Genomic DNA, 25,579 nt, shown 5'->3' with positions numbered 1-25,579 from the left:
GTAACCGTCCTGGTCGGCCTGCCGGACGTTTTGCGGGTTTTCGCAGCCCGCCCGTTGCACGGTCCGGCAGGCGGGCGGCTCCGTCACCCCGATCACGGCTTTCCGGAGCGATCGGCCGGGCAGCGGCGGCTCGGCTCAGTCCCGCAGGTGCGGCCACCCGTCCCGGTTGGAGCAGGTCTCGTAGCAGTACCGGGTCAAGCGGTTCCACTTCTCACCGGTGGCCAGCTCGTACGCCTGGTCCGGTACGTACAGCAGCCATTCACCGTCGTACTCGGTGGAGGTGTACGGAGCGAACCCGTCGACGTCGAAGAAGACGCTCTCCCAAACGGTTCGGCCCGCGGCCACGACGGCACAGCGTGCGTACAGGAACGTGTCGGACGACTGCGGGAACGGGCTGCCGTCCCGGTCCGTCAGGTCGATCACGGGGAGGGTGCCGAACTTCTCCTGGTCCAGGCGGTAGAGGGCCTCGGCATGGCGTTCCGCGAAGCCGATGATGTCGGGGACGGGGCGGCGGCTCAGCTCTTCGGCGAGGTGTCGGCAGCTCTCTTGGGTCGCTTTGCCGTCCAAGGTGGCTATCAGTACCCAGAAGTCGGCCCATGTCATTCTCACGGGCGCAGGATGGCATGGGGGTCCGACATCGACGAGGACGCGCGACCGAACCGGGATTGTCCGTGCTCTGGCGTACCTTCTCGTCATGGCGAAGAGACCCCCCGAGAACTGGCGTGCCTGGATGGCGGAGATGGCTCGCGAGGTCGCCGCCGGGATTTCCGAACCCGAGTGCGCCGGCGCGGCGGAGGCGTACCCCGAATCCTTGCTGAGGGCGACGGACTCGGCGCTGGAGACGTTCGAGGCGGAGATGCGTACGTTGGCGGAGCCCTCCGACGACGAGGTCTTCGGGGTGGTCGAGAGGGTCGTTCTCGCGCTCAACGTCGTCGCCTGCGACGACGGCCACGGTGGCGTCGGCTATTGCACCGAAGAGCGGGAGCAGCTGTGCGAGTACATCGATCTCACCTTGGGTGAGCACGGTGTGGACGTGGCCGCTCTGGCGGCGAGGAGGGGCATCGATCGTGCCGAGATCACGGACGCGTGGCGCGACTGGTGACCGCGGCTTCCCGAGCTTCTGCCCGTCCGCCGCGTGCGCGGGTCCGAGTTCCCGGCCTCCGGGGACCTTTCCGTGGGGCGGCATCATGGGCTCCATGACTTCCGGAACCGGCTCGGCGCCGATCGAGAGCACTCACGTCACCGTCGTCGTCGAGGGCACGGGGCTCCGCTTCTCCTGGGACGCCGACGCCCGGATCGAGGTGCGGAACCTCAGGGCCGAGGTCGTCATCGAGGCGAATGCCGCGGGCCTCAGAACGCTTGCCGGGCATCTTCTGGTACTGGCCGGCGAAGGAGTTACGAACGGGGCGCATCTGCATCTCGAAGGCGGCAACGGGCTGGAGGGCGGGTCCGTCGGCCTGGTCCTGGAGCGGAGCGACGAGGAGTGAGCGGATCCTTCGCGGTTGTCGCAGGAGTCGACGGCGGCCGTACGCGGTTCGCCGTGACGGGGGTCCGCTTCCGGCCGTGGCTCGGTGGGCGAACGCGCACAGCGGATGTCGCCGTTTCCGGAAACGGCGGAGGGCCGCCCCGGGAAGAGTTCTCCCGGGGCGGCCCTCCTGGTGCCGCTGGGTGCCGCTGCGAGGTCAGGCGCCGCGCAGGACGGCGCCGGTGCGCTCGGACGCGAGGGTGACGGCCGCGTCGCGGGCCGCGGTGGCCTCGTCGACCGTCAGGGTGCGGTCCGGGGCGCGGAACTTGAGGGCGTAGGCCAGGGACTTGGTGCCCTCGTCGAGCTGGTCGCCGGTGTAGACGTCGAACAGCCGGATGGACTCCAGGAGTTCGCCCGCACCCTCGCGCAGGGCGGCCTCGACCTCGGCGGCCGGGACGCCGTCGGCGACGACCAGGGCGACGTCCTGGGTGGCGACCGGGAAGGAGGAGATCCGGGGGGCCTTGAGGGGGCCCCCGGACGCCGCCTCGACCAGGTCGAGGTCGAGCTCCATCGCGCTGGTCCGGGCCGGCAGGCCGAAGGACTTCACCACGCGCGGGTGCAGCTCGCCCGCGTGACCCGCCGTGCGCTCCTCGCCGTCGACGACGACCAGCAGCTCGGCGCAGCGGCCCGGGTGCCAGGGGCCGTACTGGCCCTGGCGCACGATCAGTTCGGCTCCGGCCTCGCGGGCGACCGTGCGGGCGGCCTCGACCGCGTCCGCCCAGTCGGACGGGCGGCCCTTGCCCCACCAGCCCGCCTGCTCGCGCGCACCGGCGAGCACGACGGCGGCGTGCCGGGGCTGCGCGGGCAGGGCCGCGTTGACCTCGGCGATCTCCTCGTCCGTGGGGCGCCGGTCGACGCCGAGGCGGACGGCGACGCCCGGCCGCTCCCCGGCCAGGAAGACCAGGCCGGTCTCGAAGAGCGCCAGGTCGTGGCCGCCCCGGCTGTCGTTGCGGCGCAGCGCCCCGAGCAGCCCCGGGAGCAGCGTCGTACGGAGCGCGGGCTCCTCGTCCGAGAGCGGGTTGACCAGCTTCACCAGGCGGCGACGGGCGTCGTCCGCGTCGAGGCCGAGGTTGTCGAGGGCCTGCTCGCCGATGAACGGGTAGTTCAGCGCCTCGACGTAGCCGGCGCCGGCCAGGGCGCGGCCCACCCGGCGGTGGACGCGCTGGCGCTCGGTGAGCCCGCGGCCGGCCGGGGGCTTGGGCAGCGTGGAGGGCAGGTTCTCGTAGCCCTCCAGGCGGATGACCTCTTCGGCCAGGTCGTTCGGCTCGTTGAGGTCGGGCCGCCACGAGGGGACGGTGACGATCAGCTCGTCCTGTCCGTAGACGTCGCAGCCGACCTCCTGGAGGCGGCGGACGACGGTCTCGCGGCCGTAGGCGACGCCCGCGACCTTGTCCGGGTGGTCCGCCGGGATGACGATCGTCCGGGGCGCGGACGGGGCGACGACCTCGGTGACGCCGGCCTCGGCCGTGCCGCCCGCGAGCAGCACGAGCAGGTCGACGGTGCGCTGCGCGGCAGCGGCGGCAGCCTGCGGGTCGACGCCGCGCTCGAAGCGCTTGGACGCCTCGGAGGCCAGCTTGTGGCGGCGGGCCGTGCGGGCGATCGAGATCGCGTCGAAGTGCGCGGCCTCGACGACGACCTCGGAGGTGCCGGTGACGACGCCGGTCTCCGGGTCGGTGACCGGGTCGGCGATCTCCGTGTTGGCGCCGCCCATGACGCCCGCGATGCCGATCGGGCCGCGGTTGTCGGTGATGACCAGGTCCGCGGCGTCCAGGACGCGCACGGTGCCGTCGAGGGTGGTGATCTTCTCGCCGGGCTCGGCGCGGCGGACCCCGATGGGGCCGTCGAGCCGGGTGCGGTCGTAGGCGTGGAGCGGCTGGCCGAGCTCCAGCATCACGTAGTTGGTGACGTCCACGGCCAGCGAGATCGGGCGCATTCCGGCCTTCTGGAGGCGGCGCTGGAGCCAGATCGGGGAGCGGGCCTCGGGCGCCAGGCCGACGACGGTGCGCGCGGTGAAGCGGTCGCAGCCGATCGGGTCGGTGATCTGGACCGGGTAGCCGTACGAGTTCGGCGCGGGCACGTCGAGCAGCGCCGGGTCGCGCAGCGGCAGGCCGTAGGCGGTGGCCGTCTCGCGGGCGACGCCGCGCATCGAGAGGCAGTAGCCGCGGTCCGGGGTGACGGCGATGTCGAGGACCTCGTCGAACAGCTCCAGGAGGACCGTGGCGTCGGTGCCGACCTCGTGCTCCGGCGGCAGCACGATGATGCCGTGCGAGCCGTCGTCGCCCATGCCGAGCTCGTCGCCGGAGCAGATCATGCCCCGGGAGACGCGGCCGTACGTCTTGCGCTCGGCGATCCGGAAGTCGCCGGGGAGCACGGCGCCGGGCAGGGCCACGACGACCTTGTCGCCCTCGGCGAAGTTCCGGGCGCCGCAGATGATCTCCTGGGGCTCGCCGGTGCCGTTGGCCTGCCCGACGTCGACGGTGCAGAAGCGGATGGGCTTCTTGAACTCCGTCAGCTCCTCGATGGTGAGGACCCTGCCGACCACCAGCGGGCCGGACAGGCCGGCGCCGAGCTGCTCGACGGTCTCGACCTCGAGGCCCGCGGAGATGAGTTTGGCCTGGACGTCGCGGCCGGTCTCCGTCGCCGGCAGGTCGACGTACTCCCGCAGCCAAGAAAGCGGGACCCGCATCAGATCTCCATCCCGAACGGCCGGGTGAACCGGACGTCACCCTCGACCATGTCTCGCATGTCTTCGACGTTGTGGCGGAACATCAGCATCCGCTCGATGCCGAACCCGAAGGCGAATCCGCTGTACTTCTCGGGGTCCACGCCGCAGGCGACGAGCACCTTCGGGTTGACCATGCCGCAGCCGCCGAGCTCGATCCAGCCCTCGCTGCCGCAGGTGCGGCAGGGCCGGTCCGGGTTGCCGACGGACTCGCCGCGACAGACGTAGCAGAGCATGTCCATCTCGGCGGACGGCTCGGTGAACGGGAAGAAGTTCGGGCGCAGCCGGGTCTTCATGTCCGGGCCGAAGAGCGCCTGGACCATGTGGTCGAGGGTGCCCTTGAGGTCGGCCATGGTGAGGCCCTCGTCGACGGCGAGCAGCTCGATCTGGTGGAAGACCGGGGTGTGCGTGGCGTCGAGCTCGTCGGTGCGGTAGACGCGGCCGGGGCACACGACGTAGACCGGGGGCTCCCGGTCGATGAGCGTGCGGGCCTGCACCGGGGAGGTGTGGGTGCGCAGGACGACGCCGGACTCGTCGCCGGTGGTGCCTTCCGGCCCCTCGACGAAGAAGGTGTCCTGCATCTGGCGCGCCGGGTGGTCCGGGACGAAGTTGAGGGCGTCGAAGTTGAACCACTCCGCCTCGACCTCGGGGCCCTCGGCGACCTCGTACCCCATGGAGACGAAGACGTCGGAGACGCGCTCCATGAGGGTGGTCAGCGGGTGGCGGGCGCCGGCCGGGACGCGGTCGTACGGCAGGGTGACGTCGACGGCCTCCTCGACGAGGACGCGGGCGTCGCGCTCGGCCTCCAGCTCGGTCTGGCGGGCGGCGAGCGCCTTGGAGACGGCGCCGCGGGCCTGGCCCACGAGCTTGCCCGCGGCGGCCTTGGCCTGCGGGGGCAGGGCACCGATCTCCCGGTTGGCGAGCGCCAGCGGCGAGGTGCCACCGGTGTGCGCGGTCTTCGCGTGCGCGAGCGCGTCGAGATCGTCCGCGGCGGCGAAGGCGGCGAGCGCCTCGTCCCGCATACGCTCGATCTCTTCCGGTTTCAGTGCCTCGACCTCAACCGGGTCGTACGACTTATTGGGTGCGGACATCTCTTCCCGTGCTTCCGTTGGCTTGGCTGGGCGGCCCCGCTCGACGTCAAGGGCGCAAACGTGCCAAAGGTCGAGTCTAACGGGGTGGGGGGACGCGAATGAGCCCGTGGGCGGGCCGGGCGCCTCCTGATCGTCTGCGGTCTCGCGGGGCGAGACGTCAGAGGAGGTGGGCCGGGGTGCCGACGGGCAGGATAAATCGGAACTCGGCCCCGCCGCGGGGGCCCCGTCCGACGGTGATGGTTCCGCCGTGGGCCTCGACGACGCCCTTGACGATGTAGAGGCCGAGACCGGTGCCGCCGCGCTTGCTGCCCCGCCAGAAGCGGGTGAAGACGCGGCTCATGGACTCCTCGGGGATGCCGGGGCCCTCGTCGCTCACGGTGACCTCCGTCCCCTCTTCTCCGTCGTCGCCCGCCGTGGTGGGTGCCACCTCGATGGTGACGGTTCCCTCGCCGTGGCGCACCGCATTTTCGAGGAGGTTCCCGAGGATCTGGTCGATCTTGTCGGGGTCGGCCCAGAGCGGGGGCAGCTGGGGCCTGATCCGTACGAAGAAGCGGTCCGGGGACTGGCCGCCGGTGGTGTGGGCGTGGACGTGCCGGCCGACGGCGGCCGCGATGTCGACGGGCTGGCGGCGGACCTCCAGGCGGCCGGAGTCGATCCGGGAGATGTCGAGGAGTTCGGCGATGAGCCGTTTGATGCGGCCGGCGTCGGCGTCGACGGTCTCCAGCATCAGCCGCTTCTGCTCGTCGGTGAACCGCTCCCACTTGTGGAGGAGGGTGGCGGTGAAGCCCTTGACGGAGGTGAGCGGGGAGCGGAGCTCGTGGGCGACGGTGGCGATGAGCTCGGCGTGGCTGCGCTCGGTGCGGCGGCGGGCCTCGGTGCCGCGCAGGGAGACGACGACCCGGCGGACGGGGCCCGTGGGGTGCTCGCGGACGTAGCGGGCGGAGACGAGGACCTCGCGGCCGCCGGGGAGCAGCAGGTTGCGCTCGGGCTGTCCGCTGCGGGTGGCGAGCCCGCCGTACGGGTCGGTCAGCGCCCACCAGCGACGCCCCTTGAGGTCCTCCAGGGGCAGCGCCCGGTCGAGCGGAAGCCCGAGGGCCCGGTCGGCGGGGACGGCGGTGATGCGGGCGGCGGCGGCGTTGTAGCAGACGACCCGGCCGGTGGCGTCGGCGACGACGAGACCGTCGGGGAGGTCGTCGGGGTGGACCCCGGCGAAGCCGAGGCCGACGGGGTCGGCGGAGGTGGTGGAGTCGCCGGGGTCGGCCGGGCCGGTCGTTCCGGCGGGGCCGGTGGAGGGTGGGGCCTCCGGTGGGTCGGTCGGGGTGGAGGGTTTCGGGGCGTGCGGTCGGTCGCTCCGTGCCTGTGCGGGACTGTCCGTGCCGGCCGTCATCCCCGTTCCCCACCCCTCCGTGTAGCGCAGTGGGCCCCCGAGTGCGTCACTCTACTGGGCGGGCGGGGCGGAATGGGCCCTTCCGGGCGTCTCTCAGGGAGAGGTTCGGGGGCGCTGGGCGCGGGCGGAGGCGTACAGGCAGACCGCGGCGGCGGTGGCGAGGTTGAGGCTCTCCGCCTTGCCGTGGATCGGGACGCGGACGACGGCGTCGGCGAGGGCCCGGGTCTCCTCGGGCAGCCCCCAGGCCTCGTTGCCGAAGATCCAGGCGGTGGGCCCGCCCATGGTGCCGGCGTCCAGCTCGTCGTCGAGGTCGTCACGCCCGGCCCCGTCGGCGGCGAGGATCCGTACGCCCGCCGCCTTGAGTCCGGCGACGGCCTGCTCGACGGGGACGCCGACGGCCACCGGCAGGTGGAAGAGCGAACCGACCGAGGCGCGCACGGACTTGGGGTTGTAGAGGTCGACGGAGGCGTCGGTGAGGACGACGGCGTCGGCGCCGGCCGCGTCGGCGCAGCGCAGTACGGTGCCGGCGTTCCCGGGGTCGCGCACGTGCGCGAGGACGGCGACCAGCTTGGGGCGGGCCGCGACGATCTCCTCGAACGGCGAGTCGAGGAACCGGCAGACGCCGACGAGCCCCTGCGGGGTGACGGTCTGGGAGACCTCGGCGAGGACGGCGTCGGAGGCGTGGTGGACGCGGGCCCCGGCGGCGCGGGCCGCGTCCACGATGGCGTCGTACCGCTCGGCGGCCTCGACGGTGGTGAACAGCTCGACGAGGGTGGGCTCCCCGCCGGGTCCCCGGTGCTCGACGGCCTCGCGGACGGCCTGGGGGCCCTCGGCGATGAAGAGGCGGTCCTTGCCCCGGAAGTTGCGCTTGGCGAGCCGTCGGGCGGCGACGACGCGCGGGGAACGCGGGGAGATCAGCTCGGGGGTGACCATGGCGTGCGGCGGTTCTCTCTTCGGGGCCGGGGGCTACGGAGGCCGGGGCTGCGGGGACCTGGGACGGTCGCGGTCCGGTACGGCACGGACACGCGCGCGTGGGTGCGGACACGAACGAGGACGCGTCACGCGCGCGGGCGCGCCACGGGTGCGGGTACGGCGCGGGCCGGATGGTTCGGGGGGCCGACGCACCCGGACCCGCAGGCGCGTGGGCGTCTGCGGGTCCGGGCGGAAGTACTGCGGGCCTGGAAGATCAGGCGGCGGCCTTCGGGGCGTTGACGTCGGCCGGGAGGGCCTTCTGCGCGACCTCGACCAGCGCGGCGAACGCGTTGGCGTCGTTGACGGCCAGCTCGGCGAGGATCTTGCGGTCCACCTCGATGTTGGCGGCCTTCAGACCCTGGATGAGGCGGTTGTACGTCATGCCGTTCAGGCGGGCAGCGGCGTTGATGCGCTGGATCCACAGCTGACGGAAGTCGCCCTTGCGCTTCTTGCGGTCGTTGTAGTTGTAGACCAGCGAGTGGGTGACCTGCTCCTTGGCCTTGCGGTACAGGCGCGAACGCTGACCGCGGTAGCCGGAGGCCTGCTCGAGGATCGCCCGGCGCTTCTTGTGGGCGTTGACTGCCCGCTTGACGCGTGCCACTTGTTAACTCCTTGTAGCGGGGTCGTGGTTGGACTCACACGACCCGAAAAACGAATGGGTCCCGGACCTGGCCGGTGGCCCTCGTCGCCGAGGGCGGGTGATCAGATCAGATGCCCAGCATCTTCTTGATCTTGGCCGCGTCGCCCGGGGCCATCTCCGCGTTGCCGGTGAGGCGACGGGTCAGCTTGGACGACTTGTGCTCGAGCAGGTGGCGCTTGCCGGCGCGCTCGCGCAGGATCTTGCCGGAGCCGGTGACCTTGAAGCGCTTCTTGGCACCGGAGTGCGTCTTGTTCTTCGGCATCGCGCCGTATCTCCTCGTCAGTGGCGCTCCCCCCGGTGCGGGCACCGGACGTCCGGGAGCGTCAATTCTTCGTTTGGTGGGTCCGGGCGGGGCCCGGGGCTGCCTGGGTGGCAGCCCCTCGGGTCACGCCTCGGGGGTCTCGGCCGGAGCCTCGGCCTCGGGTGCCGGAGCCTCGGAAGTCTCCTCGGCGGTGACGCCCTGGCGCTCGGCCTTGCGTGCGGCCTGGGCCTCACGCGCCTCGGCCATGGCCTCGGTCTTCTTCTTGTGCGGACCGAGAACCATGATCATGTTCCGGCCGTCCTGCTTCGGGTTGGACTCGATGAAGCCAAGCTCCTCGACGTCCGACGCCAGCCGCTGCAGCAGCCGGAAGCCGAGCTCGGGGCGGGACTGCTCACGACCACGGAACATGATCGTGATCTTGACCTTGTCGCCCTGCTTGAGGAACCGGACGACGTGACCCTTCTTGGTGTCGTAGTCGTGCGGGTCGATCTTCGGCCGGAGCTTCATCTCCTTGATGACCGTGTGCGCCTGGTTCTTGCGCGCCTCACGGGCCTTCATGGCCGACTCGTACTTGAACTTCCCGTAGTCCATGAGCTTGCACACGGGCGGACGGGCGTTCGCCGCGACCTCGACCAGGTCGAGGTCGTACTCCTGTGCGAGCTCCAGGGCCTTGGCAAGCGGAACAATCCCGACCTGCTCGCCGCTGGGTCCGACAAGTCGCACCTCGGGAACGCGAATCCTGTCGTTGATGCGGGGCTCGGCGCTGATGGATCCTCCTCGGTAGCACCACGCGACCGCCTGGCGGACGGACGCGTAACGTCTGTTTCTGAGACCAACCGAGCCGGTACATGAAAAATGCCCCGGACGGGACACAGGCGGGGCTCCAGGGGAATACCGGAGCACCGCCGCGGTCAACCGCGGGGCGCGCATCGGGCGGCTCCATCGTCCGTACGGAACGATGGGCGCCACCTGACCGGTGACCCGCCACCCCTGAGGGCGGTCGGGTGGGAGTACGGAGCCTCCACTTGTGGGCTGGGCACACACGTGTCCAGCCGGTCGTTACACAAGGTTAGCAGGACCCGCCGGTCTCCGCTAACCGGAGACCGGCATATCGTGTGGGGCATGAGCGAGACGCCCCAGAACGAGTCCCCCGACTCCTCCGACACCCCCGACTTCGAAGCCATGACCCGCGACATCGCCGAGGTCCCGGCGGTCGAGGTGATCGTGACCGTCGCCGTCAACCTGATGAGCGCCGCCGCGGTGAAGCTCGGGCTCACCGAGGAGGGCGACAAGCACAAGGACCTGGACGAGGCCCGCAAGCTGGTGCACGCGCTCGCGGGTCTGCTCGACGCCGGCGCGACGGAGGTCTCCTCCTTCCACGCGGCGCCCCTGCGGGACGGCCTGAAGTCCCTCCAGCTCGCCTTCCGCGAAGCCTCCCTGATCCCGGACGAGCCGGGCCAGGGACCGGGCGAGAAGTACACCGGGCCGGTGTACGGCTAGGACCTGTCACGGGGGTACGGGGGTCGCCCCCCCCGGAAGACAACAGCCACGGGGCCGGTGTACGGCCAGGACCCGTCACGGGGGTACGGCCAGGACCCGTACCCCTACGCGTTCCGTACGTAGAAGGGCTCGCCCGGAGGCGTGGCCGAGGCCGGCAGGAGTGCCAGGTCGAGGCCCCGCACCAGGCGGGCCCTCAGTGTTTCGTCGGCGGCCAGGGCGCGCGCCACGCCCTGGGCGGCCTCCGCCGGGGACGCGTCCCCGGCGAGGACCAGGGCGAGGGTGCCGTCGGCGGTGCCGGGGCCCAGGTGGGCGCGGAGCACGGCGGGCTCGGCGGCGACGGCGGCCCGGACCGCCTCCCGTACGGCGGGGTCGTCGAGCGGGTCGGCGCTGGTGCGGCCCTCGGCGAGGGCGAGCAGGGCCGGGCCGGTGACCTGGTAGGGCACGGGGCCCGCGAGGTCGAGGAGGAGCGTGTCCGCCTTCTCGTGCGCGACGGCCTGGAGCGCCTGGTGCAGCGGGACGGCCACGGGCCGGGCCTGCGGGTCCCAGAGGGCGAGCGAGGCGGTCGAGGTGAAGGCGGGCAGGGCCCGCCGGTCGCCGGCCGTGAGGGTGGGGACCGCCATGTCGCTGGTCTTCTCGCGGCGCAGGCCGTTCTCGTCGGTCTCGACCTCGCCGAGGACGGCGACGACGGGGACGAGCAGCCGGGCGTCGCGCAGGGCTTCGAGGACGGGGCCGTGGGCGGTCCTGTCCTGCGCCCAGGCCGCGAGGGCCTCGGTGAGCCGCGGGTCGGCGGTGCCGTCGTCTTCGGAGAAACCGGGGTCCGGGATGTTCTTGAGCGCCACGCCCCGAGCCTAGCCGCCGGGCGGGTGCGCCCGGCCCGCCGGGTGTCAGCCGGTGCGGTGGGCGCGCCGGAGCACGACGGCGGTGAGGAGGAGCAGGGCGCCGAGGCCGCCGAGGAGCGGGGCGAGCAGGCCGAAGGAGCGGGGCTCCTCGGCGGCGGCGACGGGACCGGGGCCGAAGTAGCGGCCCCGGTAGCCGGCGGCGGTGTCCTTCGGGTCGCCGCCCTTCAGCCGGGCGCCCGCCTCGATCGCCGCGGCAGGGTCGACCGTCCCGTACCCCTTGGCGTCGCTGCGGCCGTCCTTCGGGCGGCTGCGCGCGGTGTCGATGAGCAGGGTCTTGATCTGGGCCGGGGTGAGGTCGGGGTGGGCGGCCCGGACGAGGGCGACGGCGCCGGAGACGAACGCGGCGGCGGCGCTGGTGCCCCAGCCCTCGTAGTAGCGGCGGTCGGGGTCGGCGATGACGATGTCGACGCCGGGGGCGCTGACGGTGGCGTACCAGCGGCGGGTGGAGAAGGAGGCGCGGGTCCCGTAGCGGTCGACGGCCGTGACGGCGATGACGCCGGGGTAGGCGGCGGGGTACGAGACGTGGTCGCCCTTCTCGCCGCCGTTCCCGGCGGAGGCGACGACGGAGACCCCCTTGGAGAGGGCGTACTGGACGGCGGCGTCCTCGCCCGCGTCGGGGTGGGCGGACTCGGAGTCGTCGCCGAGGGAGAGGTTGATGACGTCGGCGCCGTGGTCGGCGGCCCAGCGGATGCCCTCGGCGAGGGCGGTGCCCCGGCTCTTGCGGGCCTTGTCGCGGGCCTTGTCCGAGGACTCCAGGATGACCCGTACGGGGAGGATCTCGGCCTCGGGGGCGATCCCCAGGACGCCGCTGCCGCCGTCGGGGCCGTGGCCGTGCCCGGCGATGATCCCGGCCATGGCGGTGCCGTGCCGGGCCCAGGCGCGGTCGCCCCGTTCGGCGCCGAAGCCGATGAGGTCGTGTCCGGGCAGGACGGAGCCCTCGAGGTCGGGGTGGTCGGCGTCGACGCCGGTGTCGAGGACGGCGACGGTGACGCCCTCGCCCTCGGTGGTGCGCCAGGCCTCGTCGGTGTGGAGGGCTTCGAGGCCCCACTGCCGGGCCCGGATGGTGTCGGCGTGCGCGGGCGCGGTGGTGGCGGGCAGGACGGAGAAGGCGGCGGCGAGCAGGACGGCCGCGCCGCCGCGCGCGTGTCGGCGGGCGGATCGGTTCACCGGGTCTTCTCCTTCGCCGCCGCGGTGGCGGTCGTGCGCAGCAGGCGCTCCAGGTGCTCGGTGATGCCCTTGGCCTCGTGGCCGAGGCCGGACTGGGCGACGGCGTCGGTACGGCCCTTGGCCATGGCCCGGTCGGCGGGCTGGGGGGCGTCGACGGTCCGGCCGTCGGCGAAGCCGGAGACGGCGGTGACGACGACGGGGAGGTCGGCGGGGGCGCTCGTCCACCAGCTCGCGCGCTGCCGGTCGCCGAAGCGGGCGGCGACGGTGGAGGGGCCGGGGAGGGCCGGGGGGACGTCCTGGCCGAGGCGGGCGGTGAGGCCCTGGCCGAGGGTGCGCTGCGCGGCCGCGTCGGCGCGGGTGAAGACGAGGCCGACGGTGATCACGCTGCTGGCGGTGGCGTCGGTGTACGTGGCGCGCAGGACGCGTTCGCAGCCGAGCGGCTCGACGGTGGCGAGCAGGCCTTGGGCGAGGACGGCGGGCGAGCAGGCGGCGTCCGGGGCGACGACGATCCGGGTCCAGGTGCGGGCGGCGGAGCCGGGGCCCGCGCCGGGGCCCGCGAGGGTACGGGGGAAGAGGACGTCGACGGGGGCGTTGTGCCAGAGCTCCCGGGCATCGGCGTACCCGGCGGGTTCGGCGGGCTTCCCGGGCTCGGAGGCCGCCAGCCACACCCCGGCGAGGGCGCCGCCGATGAGCCCGAACCCGAGCACGGCGCAGGCGGCGACCACGGCCGTCCGCCCGGCGCTCCTCCGGTCCCGCACGGGCCGCAGCCGCGTGGTGATCTCGACGGGCGCTTCGGGCGGCACGGTGGCACGGCCGTAGGAGGAGGTGAAGTGCGCGGGGGCGGCTTGCGCCGGGGCGGACGAAGGAGAGCCCGGGAGCACCGGGCCCGGCGAAGGCGCGCCGGGACGGAGCCGGGTCGCCTGCGGCGGGGCGGGTGCCGGGCGCGCCGGGCCGGGCCGTCCCTGCGGCGGTACGGAGGGCGCGGCCGGGGGCGCCTGCGGCGGTGCGGGCGGGCCGGACGCCGGGCGGGCGGGCCGTACGGGCACGGGAGGCGGGGACGACGGCCGGGGCGGGGTGGTCCGCGGGGACGCGGACGGCCCCGGCCCCGGGGCGGGAGGCGTGGGCCCCGGGCGGGACGGGGGCGCCTGCGGCGGCGCGGGGGCCGGGCCGGGCCGTCCCTGCGGGGGTGCGGGGGCCGTGGAGCGGGCGGGGCGGAGGCGGGCCGCCGTCTCGACGGTGAGCGGGTCGGCGCCGGGCGCCGCCGGACGGGGGGCGGCGGGGGCTCCGGGGGCGGCGGTCGTCGCCGGACGAGGGACGGCGGAGGTTCCGGAAGCGCCCGCCATCGCCGGACGGGGGGCGGTGGGGGCCCCGGGAGCGGCGGTCGTCGCCGGACGAGGGACGGCAGGGGTTCCGGAAGCGCCCGCCGTCGCCGGACGGGGGGCGGCGGGGGCCCCGGGAGCGGCGGCCGTCGCCGGACGAGGGACGGCGGAGGTTCCGGAAGCGCCTGCCGTCGCCGGGCGGGGGGTGCCGGGAGCCCCGGAAATGCCGGCCGTCGCCGAGCGGGAGGCGGCGGGAGCCCCGGAAGCAGCGGCCGTCCCCGGACGAGGGGCGGCAGGGACCCCGGAAGTACCCGCTGTCGCCGGACGGGAGGCGGCAGGAGTCCCGGAAGTGCCCGCCGTCGTCGGGCGGGAGGCGGCAGGAGTCCCGGAAGTGCCCGCCGTCGCCGGACGGGAGGCGGCAGGGGCCCCGGCAGGGGCGTCCTGTGTCCGGCCCGCAGGGGCGTCTGGGCCCGGGTGGGCCGGGGGGACGGGCGCGTCGGGGTGGGGCGGGAGGAGGTCGGTGATGCGGGAGGGCGGGGGGCGGTGCTCGCTGGTCATCCCCGTCTCCCGCTCGTGTCGACAATGCCCGTCACTCTACGGGCTGTTCCCGGCCGCGCGGGAACTCAGGGGCTACCCACCCGTAAACCTGTCTGGCAAGCTCGGGCCATGACTCCCCGTGCCGGCGACCGGGCCCGTTACGACCGGGCCACCGCTCACCTCGACGCGCCCGTGGCGATCGTCGACCTCGAAGCCTTCGACGCCAACGCGGCGGACCTCGTGCGCCGGGCCGGGGGCAAGCCCGTCCGGGTCGCGAGCAAGTCCGTGCGGTGCCGGGCGCTCCTGGAGCGGGCGCTGGCGCGGGAGGGCTTCGCCGGGATCATGTCGTTCACGCTGGACGAGTCGCTGTGGCTGGCCCGGGCCGGGTTCGAGGACGTCCTCCTCGCGTACCCGTCGGCGGACCGCGCCGGGTTCGGGGAGCTGGCGCGGGACCCGAAGCTGGCCGCGGCCGTGACCGTGATGGTGGACGACGTGGCGCAGCTGGACCTGATCGACGCCTCCCGCGCGGGCGGCACGGAGGAGGTCCGGGTCTGCCTGGAGCTGGACACCGCGCTGAGCCTGCTCGGCGGCCGGATCCGGGTCGGCGCCCGCCGCTCCCCGCTGCGGGAGCCCTCCCAGCTGGCGGAGCTGGCCCGCTCGGTGGTGCGCCGCCCGGGCTTCCGGCTGGTCGGGATCATGGCGTACGAGGGGCACGTCGCGGGGGTCGGGGACGCGGTCGCGGGCCGGCCGCTGCGGTCGCGGGCGATCCGGCTGATGCAGTCCGCCGCCCGCCGGGAGCTGGCGGAGCGCCGGGCGGCCGTGGTGCGGGCCGTGCGGGCGGTGGCGCCGGACCTGGAGTTCGTGAACGGCGGCGGCACCGGCAGCGTGCAGCACACGGCCGCCGAGGACGCGGTGACGGAGATCGCCGCCGGTTCGGGGTTCTTCGTGCCGCGCCTCTTCGACAACTACACGTCCTTCAGCGGGCGCCCGGCCGCGCTCTTCGCGCAGCCGGTGGTCCGGCGGCCGGGCATGGGCGTGGTGACCGTCCTCGGCGGCGGCTACCCGGCCTCCGGGGCGGCGGGCCCGGACCGGCTGCCCGTGCCGTACCTGCCGGAGGGGCTGCGGTACGACCCGCAGGAGGGGGCCGGCGAGGTGCAGACCCCGCTGCTCGGCTCGCCGGCCGACGACCTGCGGATCGGCGACAAGGTGTGGTTCCGGCACGCGAAGGCCGGCGAGCTGTGCGAGCGGTTCGAGAGCCTGCACCTGGTCGAGGGCGACCGGATCACGGCGACCGTGCCCACGTACCGGGGCGAGGGCCGCACCTTCTTGTAGCCGCCCTAGTACACGGTGTCATCCTGGTCCGGGATCACGCTGCCGTCGGCCCGGCGGACCGGCCGGGCCGTGCCGTCGTCCGCCGTGTAGCCGGTGGTGGCGCAGGGGTACGGGGTGGTCTTGCGGGCCTTCGGCTCGATGAACAGGGGGTTCACGAGCCAGCGCCCGTCGCCGTTCTCGTACGCCCGGCACATCAGTTCGTCCTTGTTGCGGTTGAGGACCAGGCGCAGGCCCGTGGCGTCCCGCAGGAAGGAGACGTCGGTGTCGGAGTCCCCGGCGGCGAGGACCTGGCGGCGGGAGGCGGGCTGGACGCGTTCGGCGGCGGGGCCCCGGACGCCGAGGATCTCCTGGTTGATCCAGCAGCGCTTGCCGTCGATGTAGGTGATCATCGTGTCCTCGCCGTCCCGGACGGTGCCGCAGCCCTTGAAGTGGGAGGTGAGGCGGCCGCGCTCGGTGGTGTTGCGGATGCCGATCGCGTGCGCGGGGTCGATCCCGATGCCCCGGGCCCAGACGTCGACGACGGGTTCGGGCGAGGCGGAGACGATCCAGACGTCGAAGCCGGCCCGCCGGAGCGTGTGGATGAGGTCGCGCTGCTGGTCGTAGTGGCGGATCCAGCCGGTGACGCGGGCGGTGCCGACCCGCTGGGTGGCGCCCTGCGGGGCGGCGAGGTTCTCGGCGCGGGCGGCGGCCGCGAAGGACTCGACCTCGCGGGTGGTCCAGCCGCGCAGGAGCTGGGCGAGCCAGGCGTACTGGGGTTCCGTGCGGCGGTGGTCGAAGCCGGCGAAGGCGGCCGCGCCGCCGGTGGTGGCTCCGTCGGAGTAGACGGAGCGGATCTCGTCGGCGCAGCGGGTGTCGGTGGCGGTGGGCAGGGTGCGCCCGCCGGCGGGACAGGCCGCGCGCAGGGCGGTCGCGGCGGCGGGGGTGAGGTGGCGGCTGGTGGTGGACCAGTCGTCGTTCCGGGGCGGCCGGACGCGGTCATTGCGCAGGAGCCAGTAGAGGGTGGCGTCGCCGACGTCGTTCTTGATGACGGTGTTGTCCCAGTCGAAGACGGCGAGGGGCTTCTCCCCCTTCCTCCTCGCGTCGGCGCAGTGGTCGGCGATCAGGCGGTCGAGCCGGGCCTTGTTGTCGCCGTACCAGCCGGTGGAGACGGTCAGGGTGGGGCACGGGCGGTGCTTCGCCTGTGCCGGGACGGCCGGGACGAGGGGGGTCGCGGCGAGGGCGAGCGCGACGGCGGCGGCGGACGTGCGGAGACGGTGGTTCACGGACACGCTCCTGTCGGTACGCGGACAGCCGGGCGCCTCGCGACGCCCGGCTGTCGGAGGGGTGGGCTGCTAGAGGGGCGTCACGTACGCGCCCGCGATGCCGCCGTCGACGAGGAAGTCGGTGGCGTTGACGAAGGAGGAGTCGTCGCTGGCGAGGAAGGCGACGGCGGCGGCGATCTCGTCGGCCTCGGCGAAGCGGCCGACGGGGATGTGGACGAGGCGGCGCGCGGCCCGCTCGGGGTCCTTGGCGAACAGCTCCTGGAGGAGCGGGGTGTTGACGGGCCCGGGGCAGAGGGCGTTGACGCGGATGCCCTCGCGGGCGAACTGGACGCCCAGCTCGCGGGACATGGCGAGCACGCCGCCCTTGGAGGCGGTGTAGGAGATCTGGCTGGTGGCGGCGCCCATGATCGCGACGAAGGAGGCGGTGTTGATGATGGAGCCCCGGCCCTGGCGGCGCATGTAGGGCAGGGCGGCCTTGCAGCAGAGGTAGACGGAGGTGAGGTTGACGTCCTGGACGCGCTTCCAGGCCTCCAGGCCGGTCTCCAGGATGGAGTCGTCGTCGGGCGGCGAGATGCCGGCGTTGTTGAAGGCGATGTCGACGGAGCCGTAGGTGTCGAAGGCCGTCTTGAACAGCGCCTCGACCTGTTCGGGGTCGGTGACGTCGACCCGTACGAAGGTGCCGCCGACCTCCTCGGCGGCGGCCTTGCCCGCGGTCTCGTCGATGTCGCCGCAGACGACGTTCGCGCCCTCGGAGGCGAGGCGGCGGGCGGTGGCGAGGCCGATGCCGCTGCCGGCGCCGGTGATGACGGCGGTGCGGCCGACCAGACGGCGGCAGATGATCTCTTCGGTGGTCATGCGGTTCAGGCCTCCGTGCTGATGAAGACGTTCTTGGTTTCGGTGAAGGCGGTCAGGGCGTCGGGGCCGAGTTCGCGGCCGAGGCCGGACTGCTGGTAGCCGCCGAACGGGGTCCAGTAGCGGACGCTGGAGTGGGAGTTGACGGAGAGGTTGCCGGCGCGGACGGCGCGGGAGACGCGCAGGGCGCGGCCGACGTCCCGGGTCCAGATCGAGCCGGACAGGCCGTACTCGGTGGCGTTGGCGAGCCGGATCGCGTCGGCCTCGTCCTCGAAGGGGAGGACGACGGCGACGGGTCCGAAGATCTCCTCGACGGCGCAGGGGGCGTCCTCGGGCAGGCTGGTGAGGACGGTCGGCGGGAACCAGAAGCCGGGGCCCTCGGGGGCCTTGCCCCGGATGCCGGGGAGGTCGTCGGGGACGTAGGAGCGGACGCGGTCGAGCTGGGCGCGGGAGATGAGGGGGCCCATCTGGGTGCGCTCGTCGGCGGGGTCGCCGACGACGATCTCCTCGATCGCGGGGGCGAGCAGCTCCAGGAAGCGGTCGTACGCGCTCCGCTGGACGAGGATGCGGGTGCGGGCGCAGCAGTCCTGGCCGCTGTTGTCGAGGAAGGACATCGGGGCGGCGGCCGCGGCGGCTTCGAGGTCGGCGTCGGCGAAGACGATGTTGGGGCTCTTGCCGCCGAGTTCGAGGGTGACCCGCTTCACCCGTTCCGCGCACTTGGCCATGATGGACTTGCCGACCCGGGTGGAGCCGGTGAAGACGATCTTGGCGACGCCGGGGTGTTCGACGAGGGCGTTCCCGGCGACCGGGCCGGTGCCGGGGAGGACCTGGAAGAGCCCTTCGGGCAGGCCCGCCGCCAGGGCGAGTTCGGCGAGGCGGAGCGCGGTGAGCGGGGTGGTCTCGGCCGGCTTGAGGAGTACGGCGTTGCCGGCGGCGAGGGCCGGCGCGGTGGCCCAGAAGGCGGTCGGCATGGGGAAGTTCCAGGGCGCGATGACGCCGACGACCCCGAGGGGTTCGAGGATCGTGACGTCGAGGCCGCCGGCCACCGGAATCTGGCGCCCGTTGAGGCGCTCCACTCCCCCGGCGGAGAATTCGAGCAGGTCGCGGACGTTTCCGGCCTCCCAGCGGGCGTTGCCGATGGTGTGGCCGGCTTCGGTGACCTCCAACCGGGCCAGTTCCTCGGCGTGTTCGTCGACGGCGGCGGCGAAGCGGCGAAGCAGCCGGGCGCGGTCGGCGGGCGCGGCGGCGGCCCAGCCGCGCTGGGCGGCGGCGGCCCGGGTGACGGCGGCGTCGACGTCGGCGGGGGTGGAGGCCTCGACGGTGGCGACCTCTTCCCCGGTCGCCGGGTTCAGTACCTGGAGCAACTCTTTCCTCACTAGCGTTCGCCTCACAAGCGTTCGAAGGAGCGGCGCAGTTCCCAGTCGGTCACCGCAGCGTCGAAGGCGTCGAGTTCGACACGGGCCATGTTGCGGTAGTGGGCGACGACCTCGGGGCCGAAGGCGGCCTTGGCGATCTCGCTGGTCTCCCAGAGGTCGGCGGCCTCGCGCAGGGTGGTGGGGACGTGGGCGTAGTCGGCGGCGTAGGCGTTCCCCGTACAGGGCTCGGGCAGTTCGAGGCGCTGCTCGATGCCGTGGAGACCGGCGGCGACCAGGCCGGCGACGGCGAGGTAGGGGTTGACGTCGCCGCCGGGGAGGCGGTTCTCGAAGCGGGTGGAGCGGCCGTGGCCGACGACCCGGAGGGCGCAGGTGCGGTTGTCGTGGCCCCAGGCGGCGGCGGTGGGGGCGAAGGAGCCGGGCTGGAAGCGCTTGTAGGAGTTGACGTTGGGGGCGTAGAGGAGGGAGAAGTCGCGGAGGGCGGCGAGCTGTCCGGCGAGGAAGTGCCGCATGGTCGCGGACATGCCGTGCTCGTCGTCCCCGGCCATCACGTTCGTGCCCTCGGCGTCCTGGAGGGAGAGGTGGATGTGGCAGGAGTTGCCCTCGCGCTCGTTGTACTTCGCCATGAAGGTGAGCGAGTAGCCCTCCTGGGCGGCGATCTCCTTGGCGCCCGTCTTGTAGACGGCGTGCCGGTCGCAGGTGACGAGGGCCTCGTCGTACTTGAAGGCGATCTCATGCTGTCCGGGGTTGCACTCGCCCTTGGCGGACTCGACGGTCAGTCCGGCGGCGGTCATCTCGTTGCGGATGCGGCGCAGCAGGGGTTCGACGCGTCCGGTGCCGAGGACGGAGTAGTCGACGTTGTACTGGTTGACGGGGGTGAGGCCGCGGTAGTTCGCGTCCCAGGCCTGCTCGTAGGTGTCCTTGAAGACGATGAACTCCAGCTCGGTGCCGACGTGCGCGGTGAGCCCGTGCTCCGCGAGACGTTCGAGCTGGCGGCGCAGGATCTGGCGGGGCGCGGCGACGACGGGGGTGCCGTCGCCCCAGGCGAGGTCGGCCGTCACCATGGCGGTGGCCTCGTTCCAGGGGAGGCGCCGGAGGGTGGCGAGGTCGGGGTGCATGGCGAAGTCGCCGTAGCCGCGGTCCCAGGAGGACATCGCGTAGCCGTCGACGGTGTTCATCTCGGTGTCGACGGCCAGGAGGTAGTTGCAGCCCTCGGTGCCGTGGCCGAGGACGTCGTCCAGGAAGAACTGCGCGGCGAACCTCTTGCCCTGGAGCCGGCCCTGCATGTCGGGGAAGGCGAGGACTACGGTGTCGATCTCGCCGCTCGCGACGAGGGCGCGCAGCCCCTCGACGTCGAGCGGGGGTGTGCGGTCTGCCACGGGATTGCTCCTCCTTCGGCCTGCCGGAAGCCATAAGGTATTGCGGAAGACCATTGCTTGGGAAGTGCCGGCGGAAAGGAAACGAGAACGTGGCCAGTACGAGTGAATCGGCGGACCGGCTGACGCCCGTGCTGCGGCCGGTGCGGGCGGGCAACGGATTCGAGGAGGCCCTGGAGCAGATCCTCCAGGTGGTGCGGCTCGGTCTGGTGCCGGACGGGGAGCGGCTGCCCGCCGAGCGGGAGCTGGCCAACCGGATGGGGATCAGCCGGGTGACCCTGCGCGAGGTCCTGAAGGTCCTCCAGGAGCAGGGGCTCGTGGAGAGCCGGCGCGGCCGGTACGGCGGGACGTTCGTGCTGCCCCGGACGCGGACCGGCGACGAGGACGAGCTGCGCCGCCGAATCGCCTCGGTCGACATGGAGGACACCCTGCGCTTCCGGGAGGTCCTGGAGGCGGGGGCCGCCGGGCTCTGCGCGGCCCACGGGCTCGACGCGGCGGGCTCCGGGCGGCTGCGGTCCGCCCTCGCGGCGACCCACGACGCCCCGCTCGGCGACTACCGGCGCCAGGACACCCTGCTCCACCTCACGCTCGCGGAGCTGTCCGGCTCGCCGACCCTGACGGCCCAGTACGCGGCGGTCCGGGCGACCGTGAACGACCTGCTCGACTGCATCCCGCTGCTCGTGCGGAACCTGGAGCACTCCCAGCACCAGCACACCGCGCTCGTGGAGGCGGTCCTCGACGGGGACGCGGACGCGGCGCGCGAGGTGATGCGGGAGCACTGCGCGGGCACGGCGGCGCTGCTGCGGGGCTTCCTGACGTGAGGGCGGGGGCCGGGCCGGCCGGGTCCCCGTAACCCGAAAGTAACGCACGGGGGTTGCGCCGCACCGGCGGCCGACGCAAAGGTATGGCCTCAATCCATTGGTCCCGTTGCGGGGAGCTGACGCTGCCATGACGCTCGAAGACACCACCGGGAGCACGTCCGGGAAGACGCCCGGGGACGGGAAGACACCCGGAGCCCCGCCGGAGGACGACTACCTGAAGCGGCGGGCGCTGCGCCGCGGCAGCGCCGGCTGGCTGCTGCTCACCGGTCTCGGCGTGGCCTACGTCGTCTCCGGGGACTTCTCCGGCTGGAACATCGGCCTGTCGAAGGGCGGCTTCGGCGGACTCGCCGTCGCCACCGTCCTGATGGGCGCGATGTACGCCTGTCTGGTCTTCGCGCTCGCCGAACTGTCCGCCATCCTGCCCACGGCGGGCGGCGGCTACGGCTTCGCCCGCCGGGCGCTCGGTACCTGGGGCGGCTTCCTCACCGGCACCGCGATCCTCATCGAGTACGTCCTCGCCCCCGCCGCGATCTCCATCTTCATCGGCGACTACGTCGAGTCCCTGGGGCTCTTCGGCCTGGAGTCCGGCTGGCCGGTCTACCTGGTCTGCTTCGCGCTCTTCATCGGGATCCACCTGTGGGGCGTGGGCGAGGCGCTGCGGTTCAGCCTGGTCGTGACGGCCATCGCGGTCGCGGCCCTGGTCGTCTTCGCGCTCGGCGCGTTCACCGACTTCCGCGTGGACGGCCTGAACGACATCCCGGTGGACGGCGAGGCCTTCGGGTCGAACTCCTGGCTGCCGTTCGGGCTGCTCGGGATCTGGGCCGCGTTCCCCTTCGGCATGTGGTTCTTCCTCGGCGTCGAAGGGGTGCCGCTGGCCGCCGAGGAGGCGAAGGACCCGGTCAGGTCGATGCCGAAGGCGCTGGCGATCTCGCTCGGCGTCCTGGTGCTGCTCGCCGTCATGACCTTCTTCGCCGCCACCGGGGCGCGTGGCGCGGCCGCCGTCCAGGAGGCCGGGAACCCGCTGGTCGTGGCGCTCCAGGGCGACGGGGAGCCGACGGCGCTCAGCCGGTTCGTGAACTACGCGGGCCTGGCCGGTCTGGTCGCCTCCTTCTTCTCCCTCATCTACGCCGGGTCGCGCCAGCTGTTCGCCCTCTCCCGGGCGGGCTACCTGCCCCGCTTCCTCTCCCTGACCAGCCGTCGCAAGTCGCCCTACCTGGGGCTCCTCATCCCGGGCGCGATCGGCTTCGCGCTCGCGGCCGGCACCGGGGACGGGGCGCGGATGCTGAACATCGCGGTCTTCGGCGCCACCATCTCGTACGCCCTGATGGCGCTCTCGCACATCGTGCTGCGCCGCCGCGAGCCGGGCCTGCACCGGCCGTACCGCACGCCCGGCGGGATCGCGACCTCGTCGACGGCCTTCGTCCTGGCCCTGTCGGCCCTGGTGGCGACCTTCCTGGTGGACCGGACGGCGGCGCTCATGGCGCTCGGGGTGTACGTCGTCGCCCTCGCCTACTTCGCGTTCTACAGTCGGCACCACCTGGTGGCCAAGGCGCCCGAGGAGGAGTTCGCGGCGCTCGCCGCGGCCGAGGCCGAACTCGAACGCGGCTGACGTCCCGACCTTTCTGGAGGAGTTGTCGTGTCCAAGCCGCTGATCGGCGTGACCACCTATCTGGACCGGGCCCGCTGGGGGGTGTGGGACATGGAGGCGGCGCTGCTCCCCGCCCCGTACCCCCGGCTCGTACGGGAGGCCGGGGGGCTCGCGGCGATGCTCCCGCCGGACGCCCCGGATGCCGCCGCGGCGGTCGTGGCCCGGCTCGACGGCCTGGTCGTGGCGGGCGGGGCGGACGTGGAGCCCGTACGGTACGGGGCCGAGCCCGACCCCCGGACCGGTCCCCCGGCCAGGGCGCGGGACTCCTGGGAGCTGGCCCTGATCGACGCGGCCCTCGCCTCCGGGACCCCGCTCCTGGGCGTCTGCCGGGGGATGCAGCTGCTGAACGTGGCCCTGGGGGGCACGCTGGTCCAGCACCTGGACGGGCACGTGGAGGCGGTCGGGGTGATCGGGCGGCACGCGGTCAAGCCGGTGCCGGGCACGCTCTACGCCTCCCTGGTGCCGGAGCTCGCCGAGGTGCCGACCTACCACCACCAGGCCGTGGACCGGCTGGGCGCGGGGCTCGCGGCCTCGGCCCACGCGGAGGACGGCACGGTGGAGGCGGTGGAGCTGGCCGCCCCGGTCTGGGCCCTCGGCGTGCAGTGGCACCCGGAGATGGGCGAGGACACGCGCGTGATGCGGGGGCTGGTCGGAGCGGCAGCCGCCCGTGGGCGTTCCTGATCAGGCGGCCGCGCGGGCGGCGAGCACCGTGCGGTCGCCCCGCATCAGGAGGGCGTAGAGGCCGGCCGAGACGCCCATGCCGACGGGCAGGGAGAGGTCGAGGCCGCCGAGGGCCGCGGCGACCGGACCGGTGTAGAGGGTGTCGACGCACAGGGCCGCGGCGGCGACGCCGGCGACCAGGGCGAGCGCCCCGGCCCGGTTGACCCCGGCGGTGTACCAGAAGGGGCCGCCGGGGGTCTCGTCGGAGAGGGCCGCGCCGTCGTAGCGGCAGCGGCGCAGCAGGACGTCGGTGGCGTACACGGCCATCAGGGGGCCGACCAGGACCGTGATCAGCTGGAGGGCGTTGCTGACGGTGTCCAGGAAGCCGGAGACGAGCACGCCGTACAGGGTCAGGGCGACGGCCACGGCGCCGTCGAGGAGGACGCTGACGGAGCGGCGGACGCGCAGGCCGACGGCCTGGAGCGCGAGTCCGGCGCTGTAGGCGGTCAGGGCGTTGATGGCGACGGTGCCGAGGACCAGGGCGAGCAGGAAGACCGGCACGAACCAGCCGGGCAGGAGTTCCTGGAGCGCGGTCTGCGGGTCGGTCATGTCGACGGCGGTCGCCGCGAGGGCGCCGAGCGAACAGACGAGGACGCTGGGCAGGAAGGCGCCGAGCGCGGTCCAGCCGACGATCGCCCGCTTCGAGGCGGTACGGGGCAGGTAGCGGGAGAAGTCGGCGCTCGTGGTGTACGAGAGCGGGCCCGAGGCGATCATCGTGGTGCCCGCGAGGAGCAGGGACCACAGCTCGGTCCCGGAGGGGCGGGCGGCGGGGGCGTACGAGAGGTCGGCGTGCCGCAGGACGGCGAACGCGACGACGGCGAAGGCCGCGGCGAGGACGAGCGTGATCGGCAGGTACAGCTTGATGATCAGGCCGTGCCCGTAGACGCTGATGACCAGCGTGAGGGCGGCGATCACCACGATGACGGCCACCTCGACGGGGACGGTGACCGCGATGCCGGTCCTCTCCACGAGCGCGAAGGCGGCGGTGGCCGCGGCGGCGAGGTTGAGCGCGAAGTAGCAGACGGAGACCAGCCAGCCGCCGATCGCGTTGTTCACGCGGTTGCCGCGGACGCCGTACACGGCCCGGGTGATCACCTCGCTGGGCGCGCCGGCGACCGGGCCCGGGGTGGCGAGCAGGCCGGTGAGCACCCAGAAGAGGTTGCCCGCGACGATCACGCCGACGGCCTGCCAGAGGGTCAGCCCCATGAGGACGAGGGCGCCGCCGATGACCAGGCTCAGGTAGTTGACGTTCGCCGCGGCCCACACGGAGAAGAGCTCGCGGGGGTGTCCGCGGCGCTCGTCCTCGGGGATGCGGTCGATGCCGTGGGCCTCGACGCGGCCGGGCCGGCCGGCGGCCGGAGGGGTGACCTGGGCGGCCCGGGAGGCCGGGTCCTGGTCGGGGATCGTGGAAGCCATGCGGCCCTCCGGAAGCGTGTGGTGCCCACCTGGTTGCTTATTGGTCGCACACTCAATAGCATCCCCGGTATGTCGTCAAGCGTCGAGCGCAAACGCATTCGGAAAACTCCGGAAGCCCGGCGGGCCGAGATCGTGGAGACCGCGGCCCGGGTCGCCCTGACCGAGGGCCTGGAGTGCGTCACCCTGCGGCGGATCGCCGAGGAGCTGGCCGTACGACCGGGTCTGATCAGCCACTACTTCCCCTCGGCGGAGGATCTGGTGGCCGAGGCGTTCGCCGTGGCCTCCACCGGCGAGCTCGACTCCCTGCTGCCCGCCGAGCGGCCGCACGGCACGCCCGCGCAGTACCTCGCGCGCTACTTCGCGCTCTCGGCCGGAGAGGCGTACGACGACATCAGCCGGCTGTGGATCAACGCCCGGCACCTCAGCCGCTACCGGCCCGTCCTGCGCGACCGGGTCGCCGTGCAGGAGCGCGCCTCCGACGACCGCCTCGAAGGGCTCATCCGCGAGGGCGTCGAGCGGGGCGAGTTCCGCACGGACGACCCGCGCACGACGGCCATCCAGATCCTGGTGGTCCTCGACGGCCTCGGCGCCCACGCCAACACCGACCGGGGAAACCGGCCGGAGGCCGTGACCCGCATGGCCGTCACCACGGCGGAACGCGAACTCGGCCTGATGGCGGGGACGCTGACGGAGACGGAGCTGCCGGGGGTGCCGGACTGATCGGCCCGTAGGGGGCCGGGCGGCGGGCGGGGCTCGGG

At 73.6% G+C, this 25,579-nt stretch carries 24 protein-coding genes; 8 read left to right on the top strand and 16 right to left on the bottom strand.

The annotated features are described in order from the left end of the window. Positions 1–135: 135 nt before the first annotated feature. On the bottom strand, positions 136–603 hold the full coding sequence (locus tag ACIQD7_RS23885; RefSeq protein WP_402444216.1) for a DUF4240 domain-containing protein: 468 nt from the start codon (positions 601–603) through the stop codon (positions 136–138). 91 nt (positions 604–694) lie between these two features. Here ACIQD7_RS23885 and ACIQD7_RS23880 point away from each other — a divergent pair, with 91 nt between their 5' ends. Beyond that, entirely contained in the window at positions 695–1,102 is a 408-nt protein-coding gene (locus tag ACIQD7_RS23880) for a hypothetical protein (protein WP_402444070.1), read from the top strand. Between the two features lie 94 nt (positions 1,103–1,196). Next, positions 1,197–1,487, top strand: a complete 291-nt coding sequence (locus tag ACIQD7_RS23875; protein WP_402444068.1) for a hypothetical protein — start codon at positions 1,197–1,199, stop codon at positions 1,485–1,487. A 195-nt stretch (positions 1,488–1,682) separates the two neighbouring features. On the opposite strand, the gene pheT is transcribed toward ACIQD7_RS23875, so the two are convergent. From pheT to infC, 7 genes are all read right to left on the bottom strand, one after another. After that, on the bottom strand, positions 1,683–4,211 hold the full coding sequence (gene pheT / locus ACIQD7_RS23870) for a phenylalanine--tRNA ligase subunit beta (RefSeq protein WP_402444066.1): 2,529 nt from the start codon (positions 4,209–4,211) through the stop codon (positions 1,683–1,685). Next, complete coding sequence (pheS, locus tag ACIQD7_RS23865) at positions 4,211–5,338, bottom strand: phenylalanine--tRNA ligase subunit alpha (RefSeq protein ID WP_121829036.1); 1,128 nt, start codon at positions 5,336–5,338, stop codon at positions 4,211–4,213. The genes pheT and pheS overlap by 1 nt, the downstream gene beginning before the upstream one ends. 157 nt (positions 5,339–5,495) lie before the next feature. Beyond that, positions 5,496–6,725, bottom strand: a complete 1,230-nt coding sequence (locus ACIQD7_RS23860; RefSeq protein ID WP_402444064.1) for an ATP-binding protein — start codon at positions 6,723–6,725, stop codon at positions 5,496–5,498. Positions 6,726–6,818: 93 nt separating this feature from the next. Then, positions 6,819–7,658 carry an RNA methyltransferase gene (locus ACIQD7_RS23855; protein ID WP_121829038.1) on the bottom strand — a complete coding sequence of 280 codons (840 nt, stop codon included), beginning with the start codon at positions 7,656–7,658 and terminating at the stop codon, positions 6,819–6,821. 253 nt (positions 7,659–7,911) lie between these two features. After that, on the bottom strand, positions 7,912–8,298 hold the full coding sequence (rplT, locus tag ACIQD7_RS23850; RefSeq protein WP_019884941.1) for a 50S ribosomal protein L20: 387 nt from the start codon (positions 8,296–8,298) through the stop codon (positions 7,912–7,914). A gap of 106 nt (positions 8,299–8,404) precedes the next feature. Next, positions 8,405–8,599 (bottom strand): 50S ribosomal protein L35, encoded by a 195-nt coding sequence (gene rpmI, locus ACIQD7_RS23845; RefSeq protein WP_015032399.1) that lies wholly within the window; start codon positions 8,597–8,599, stop codon positions 8,405–8,407. A 123-nt stretch (positions 8,600–8,722) separates the two neighbouring features. Beyond that, entirely contained in the window at positions 8,723–9,367 is a 645-nt protein-coding gene (gene infC, locus ACIQD7_RS23840; protein ID WP_402444214.1) for a translation initiation factor IF-3, read from the bottom strand. 354 nt (positions 9,368–9,721) lie between these two features. Here infC and ACIQD7_RS23835 point away from each other — a divergent pair, with 354 nt between their 5' ends. After that, a complete protein-coding gene (locus ACIQD7_RS23835) occupies positions 9,722–10,099 on the top strand; it encodes a DUF1844 domain-containing protein (protein WP_030214668.1) in 378 nt (125 codons plus the stop codon). Between the two features lie 104 nt (positions 10,100–10,203). Here ACIQD7_RS23835 and ACIQD7_RS23830 read toward each other — a convergent pair whose 3' ends face one another. The 3 genes from ACIQD7_RS23830 to ACIQD7_RS23820 are packed head-to-tail and all read right to left on the bottom strand — an operon-like array spanning position 10,204 to position 12,968. Beyond that, complete coding sequence (locus ACIQD7_RS23830; protein ID WP_402444061.1) at positions 10,204–10,938, bottom strand: SseB family protein; 735 nt, start codon at positions 10,936–10,938, stop codon at positions 10,204–10,206. A gap of 45 nt (positions 10,939–10,983) precedes the next feature. Continuing rightward, complete coding sequence (gene mycP, locus ACIQD7_RS23825) at positions 10,984–12,165, bottom strand: type VII secretion-associated serine protease mycosin (RefSeq protein WP_402444060.1); 1,182 nt, start codon at positions 12,163–12,165, stop codon at positions 10,984–10,986. After that, a complete protein-coding gene (locus ACIQD7_RS23820; RefSeq protein WP_402444058.1) occupies positions 12,162–12,968 on the bottom strand; it encodes a hypothetical protein in 807 nt (268 codons plus the stop codon). Before ACIQD7_RS23820 ends, mycP begins: the two co-directional genes overlap by 4 nt. Before the next feature lie 1,182 nt (positions 12,969–14,150). On the opposite strand from ACIQD7_RS23820, the gene ACIQD7_RS23815 reads away from it, so the two are divergent. After that, positions 14,151–15,353 carry an amino acid deaminase/aldolase gene (locus ACIQD7_RS23815; RefSeq protein WP_121828699.1) on the top strand — a complete coding sequence of 401 codons (1,203 nt, stop codon included), beginning with the start codon at positions 14,151–14,153 and terminating at the stop codon, positions 15,351–15,353. Between the two features lie 5 nt (positions 15,354–15,358). Here ACIQD7_RS23815 and ACIQD7_RS23810 read toward each other — a convergent pair whose 3' ends face one another. The 4 genes from ACIQD7_RS23810 to ACIQD7_RS23795 all read right to left on the bottom strand — a co-directional run bounded on the left by ACIQD7_RS23810 (position 15,359) and on the right by ACIQD7_RS23795 (position 20,219). Further along, complete coding sequence (locus ACIQD7_RS23810; RefSeq protein ID WP_402444056.1) at positions 15,359–16,615, bottom strand: haloacid dehalogenase-like hydrolase; 1,257 nt, start codon at positions 16,613–16,615, stop codon at positions 15,359–15,361. A gap of 69 nt (positions 16,616–16,684) precedes the next feature. Beyond that, positions 16,685–17,470 (bottom strand): 3-oxoacyl-ACP reductase, encoded by a 786-nt coding sequence (locus ACIQD7_RS23805; protein ID WP_121828697.1) that lies wholly within the window; start codon positions 17,468–17,470, stop codon positions 16,685–16,687. Between the two features lie 5 nt (positions 17,471–17,475). Next, a complete protein-coding gene (locus tag ACIQD7_RS23800; protein WP_402444053.1) occupies positions 17,476–18,831 on the bottom strand; it encodes an aldehyde dehydrogenase family protein in 1,356 nt (451 codons plus the stop codon). Positions 18,832–18,854: 23 nt separating this feature from the next. Then, positions 18,855–20,219, bottom strand: a complete 1,365-nt coding sequence (locus ACIQD7_RS23795) for a glutamine synthetase family protein (RefSeq protein WP_402444052.1) — start codon at positions 20,217–20,219, stop codon at positions 18,855–18,857. An 89-nt stretch (positions 20,220–20,308) separates the two neighbouring features. Here ACIQD7_RS23795 and ACIQD7_RS23790 point away from each other — a divergent pair, with 89 nt between their 5' ends. From ACIQD7_RS23790 to ACIQD7_RS23780, 3 genes are all read left to right on the top strand, one after another. Beyond that, positions 20,309–21,037: a FadR/GntR family transcriptional regulator gene (locus tag ACIQD7_RS23790; protein ID WP_402444050.1), complete on the top strand. Its 729-nt coding sequence runs from the start codon at positions 20,309–20,311 to the stop codon at positions 21,035–21,037. Between the two features lie 127 nt (positions 21,038–21,164). Next, positions 21,165–22,646: an ethanolamine permease gene (gene eat / locus ACIQD7_RS23785; RefSeq protein ID WP_121828693.1), complete on the top strand. Its 1,482-nt coding sequence runs from the start codon at positions 21,165–21,167 to the stop codon at positions 22,644–22,646. A 27-nt stretch (positions 22,647–22,673) separates the two neighbouring features. Next, the gene (locus ACIQD7_RS23780) at positions 22,674–23,366 is read left to right on the top strand and encodes a gamma-glutamyl-gamma-aminobutyrate hydrolase family protein (RefSeq protein ID WP_402444049.1); all 693 of its coding nucleotides are present in this window, start codon (positions 22,674–22,676) and stop codon (positions 23,364–23,366) included. Here ACIQD7_RS23780 and ACIQD7_RS23775 read toward each other — a convergent pair whose 3' ends face one another. Then, a complete protein-coding gene (locus ACIQD7_RS23775; RefSeq protein WP_402444047.1) occupies positions 23,367–24,821 on the bottom strand; it encodes a purine-cytosine permease family protein in 1,455 nt (484 codons plus the stop codon). It abuts the gene before it with no gap. 69 nt (positions 24,822–24,890) lie between these two features. On the opposite strand from ACIQD7_RS23775, the gene ACIQD7_RS23770 reads away from it, so the two are divergent. Next, positions 24,891–25,541 (top strand): TetR/AcrR family transcriptional regulator, encoded by a 651-nt coding sequence (locus ACIQD7_RS23770; protein ID WP_402444045.1) that lies wholly within the window; start codon positions 24,891–24,893, stop codon positions 25,539–25,541. Positions 25,542–25,579 lie beyond the last annotated feature (38 nt).

Source organism: Streptomyces sp. NPDC093071 (assembly GCF_044754545.1).
Lineage (GTDB): Bacteria > Actinomycetota > Actinomycetes > Streptomycetales > Streptomycetaceae > Streptomyces.
Note: the sequence above shows the minus strand (reverse complement) of the source record. Positions and strands in the feature narration are given on the sequence as shown.

Excerpts from the sequence above, each read along its gene's own strand:
- ACIQD7_RS23805 (WP_121828697.1), bottom strand. The coding sequence starts at position 17,470 with ATGACCACCGAAGAGATCATCTGCCGCCGTCTGGTCGGCCGCACCGCC.
- ACIQD7_RS23855 (WP_121829038.1), bottom strand. The coding sequence starts at position 7,658 with ATGGTCACCCCCGAGCTGATCTCCCCGCGTTCCCCGCGCGTCGTCGCC.
- ACIQD7_RS23815 (WP_121828699.1), top strand. The coding sequence starts at position 14,151 with ATGACTCCCCGTGCCGGCGACCGGGCCCGTTACGACCGGGCCACCGCT.
- eat (WP_121828693.1), top strand. The coding sequence starts at position 21,165 with ATGACGCTCGAAGACACCACCGGGAGCACGTCCGGGAAGACGCCCGGG.
- ACIQD7_RS23835 (WP_030214668.1), top strand. The coding sequence starts at position 9,722 with ATGAGCGAGACGCCCCAGAACGAGTCCCCCGACTCCTCCGACACCCCC.
- ACIQD7_RS23770 (WP_402444045.1), top strand. The coding sequence starts at position 24,891 with ATGTCGTCAAGCGTCGAGCGCAAACGCATTCGGAAAACTCCGGAAGCC.
- rpmI (WP_015032399.1), bottom strand. The coding sequence starts at position 8,599 with ATGCCGAAGAACAAGACGCACTCCGGTGCCAAGAAGCGCTTCAAGGTC.
- pheS (WP_121829036.1), bottom strand. The coding sequence starts at position 5,338 with ATGTCCGCACCCAATAAGTCGTACGACCCGGTTGAGGTCGAGGCACTG.
- pheT (WP_402444066.1), bottom strand. The coding sequence starts at position 4,211 with ATGCGGGTCCCGCTTTCTTGGCTGCGGGAGTACGTCGACCTGCCGGCG.
- ACIQD7_RS23885 (WP_402444216.1), bottom strand. The coding sequence starts at position 603 with ATGACATGGGCCGACTTCTGGGTACTGATAGCCACCTTGGACGGCAAA.
- ACIQD7_RS23880 (WP_402444070.1), top strand. The coding sequence starts at position 695 with ATGGCGAAGAGACCCCCCGAGAACTGGCGTGCCTGGATGGCGGAGATG.
- ACIQD7_RS23860 (WP_402444064.1), bottom strand. The coding sequence starts at position 6,725 with ATGACGGCCGGCACGGACAGTCCCGCACAGGCACGGAGCGACCGACCG.
- ACIQD7_RS23775 (WP_402444047.1), bottom strand. The coding sequence starts at position 24,821 with ATGGCTTCCACGATCCCCGACCAGGACCCGGCCTCCCGGGCCGCCCAG.
- ACIQD7_RS23875 (WP_402444068.1), top strand. The coding sequence starts at position 1,197 with ATGACTTCCGGAACCGGCTCGGCGCCGATCGAGAGCACTCACGTCACC.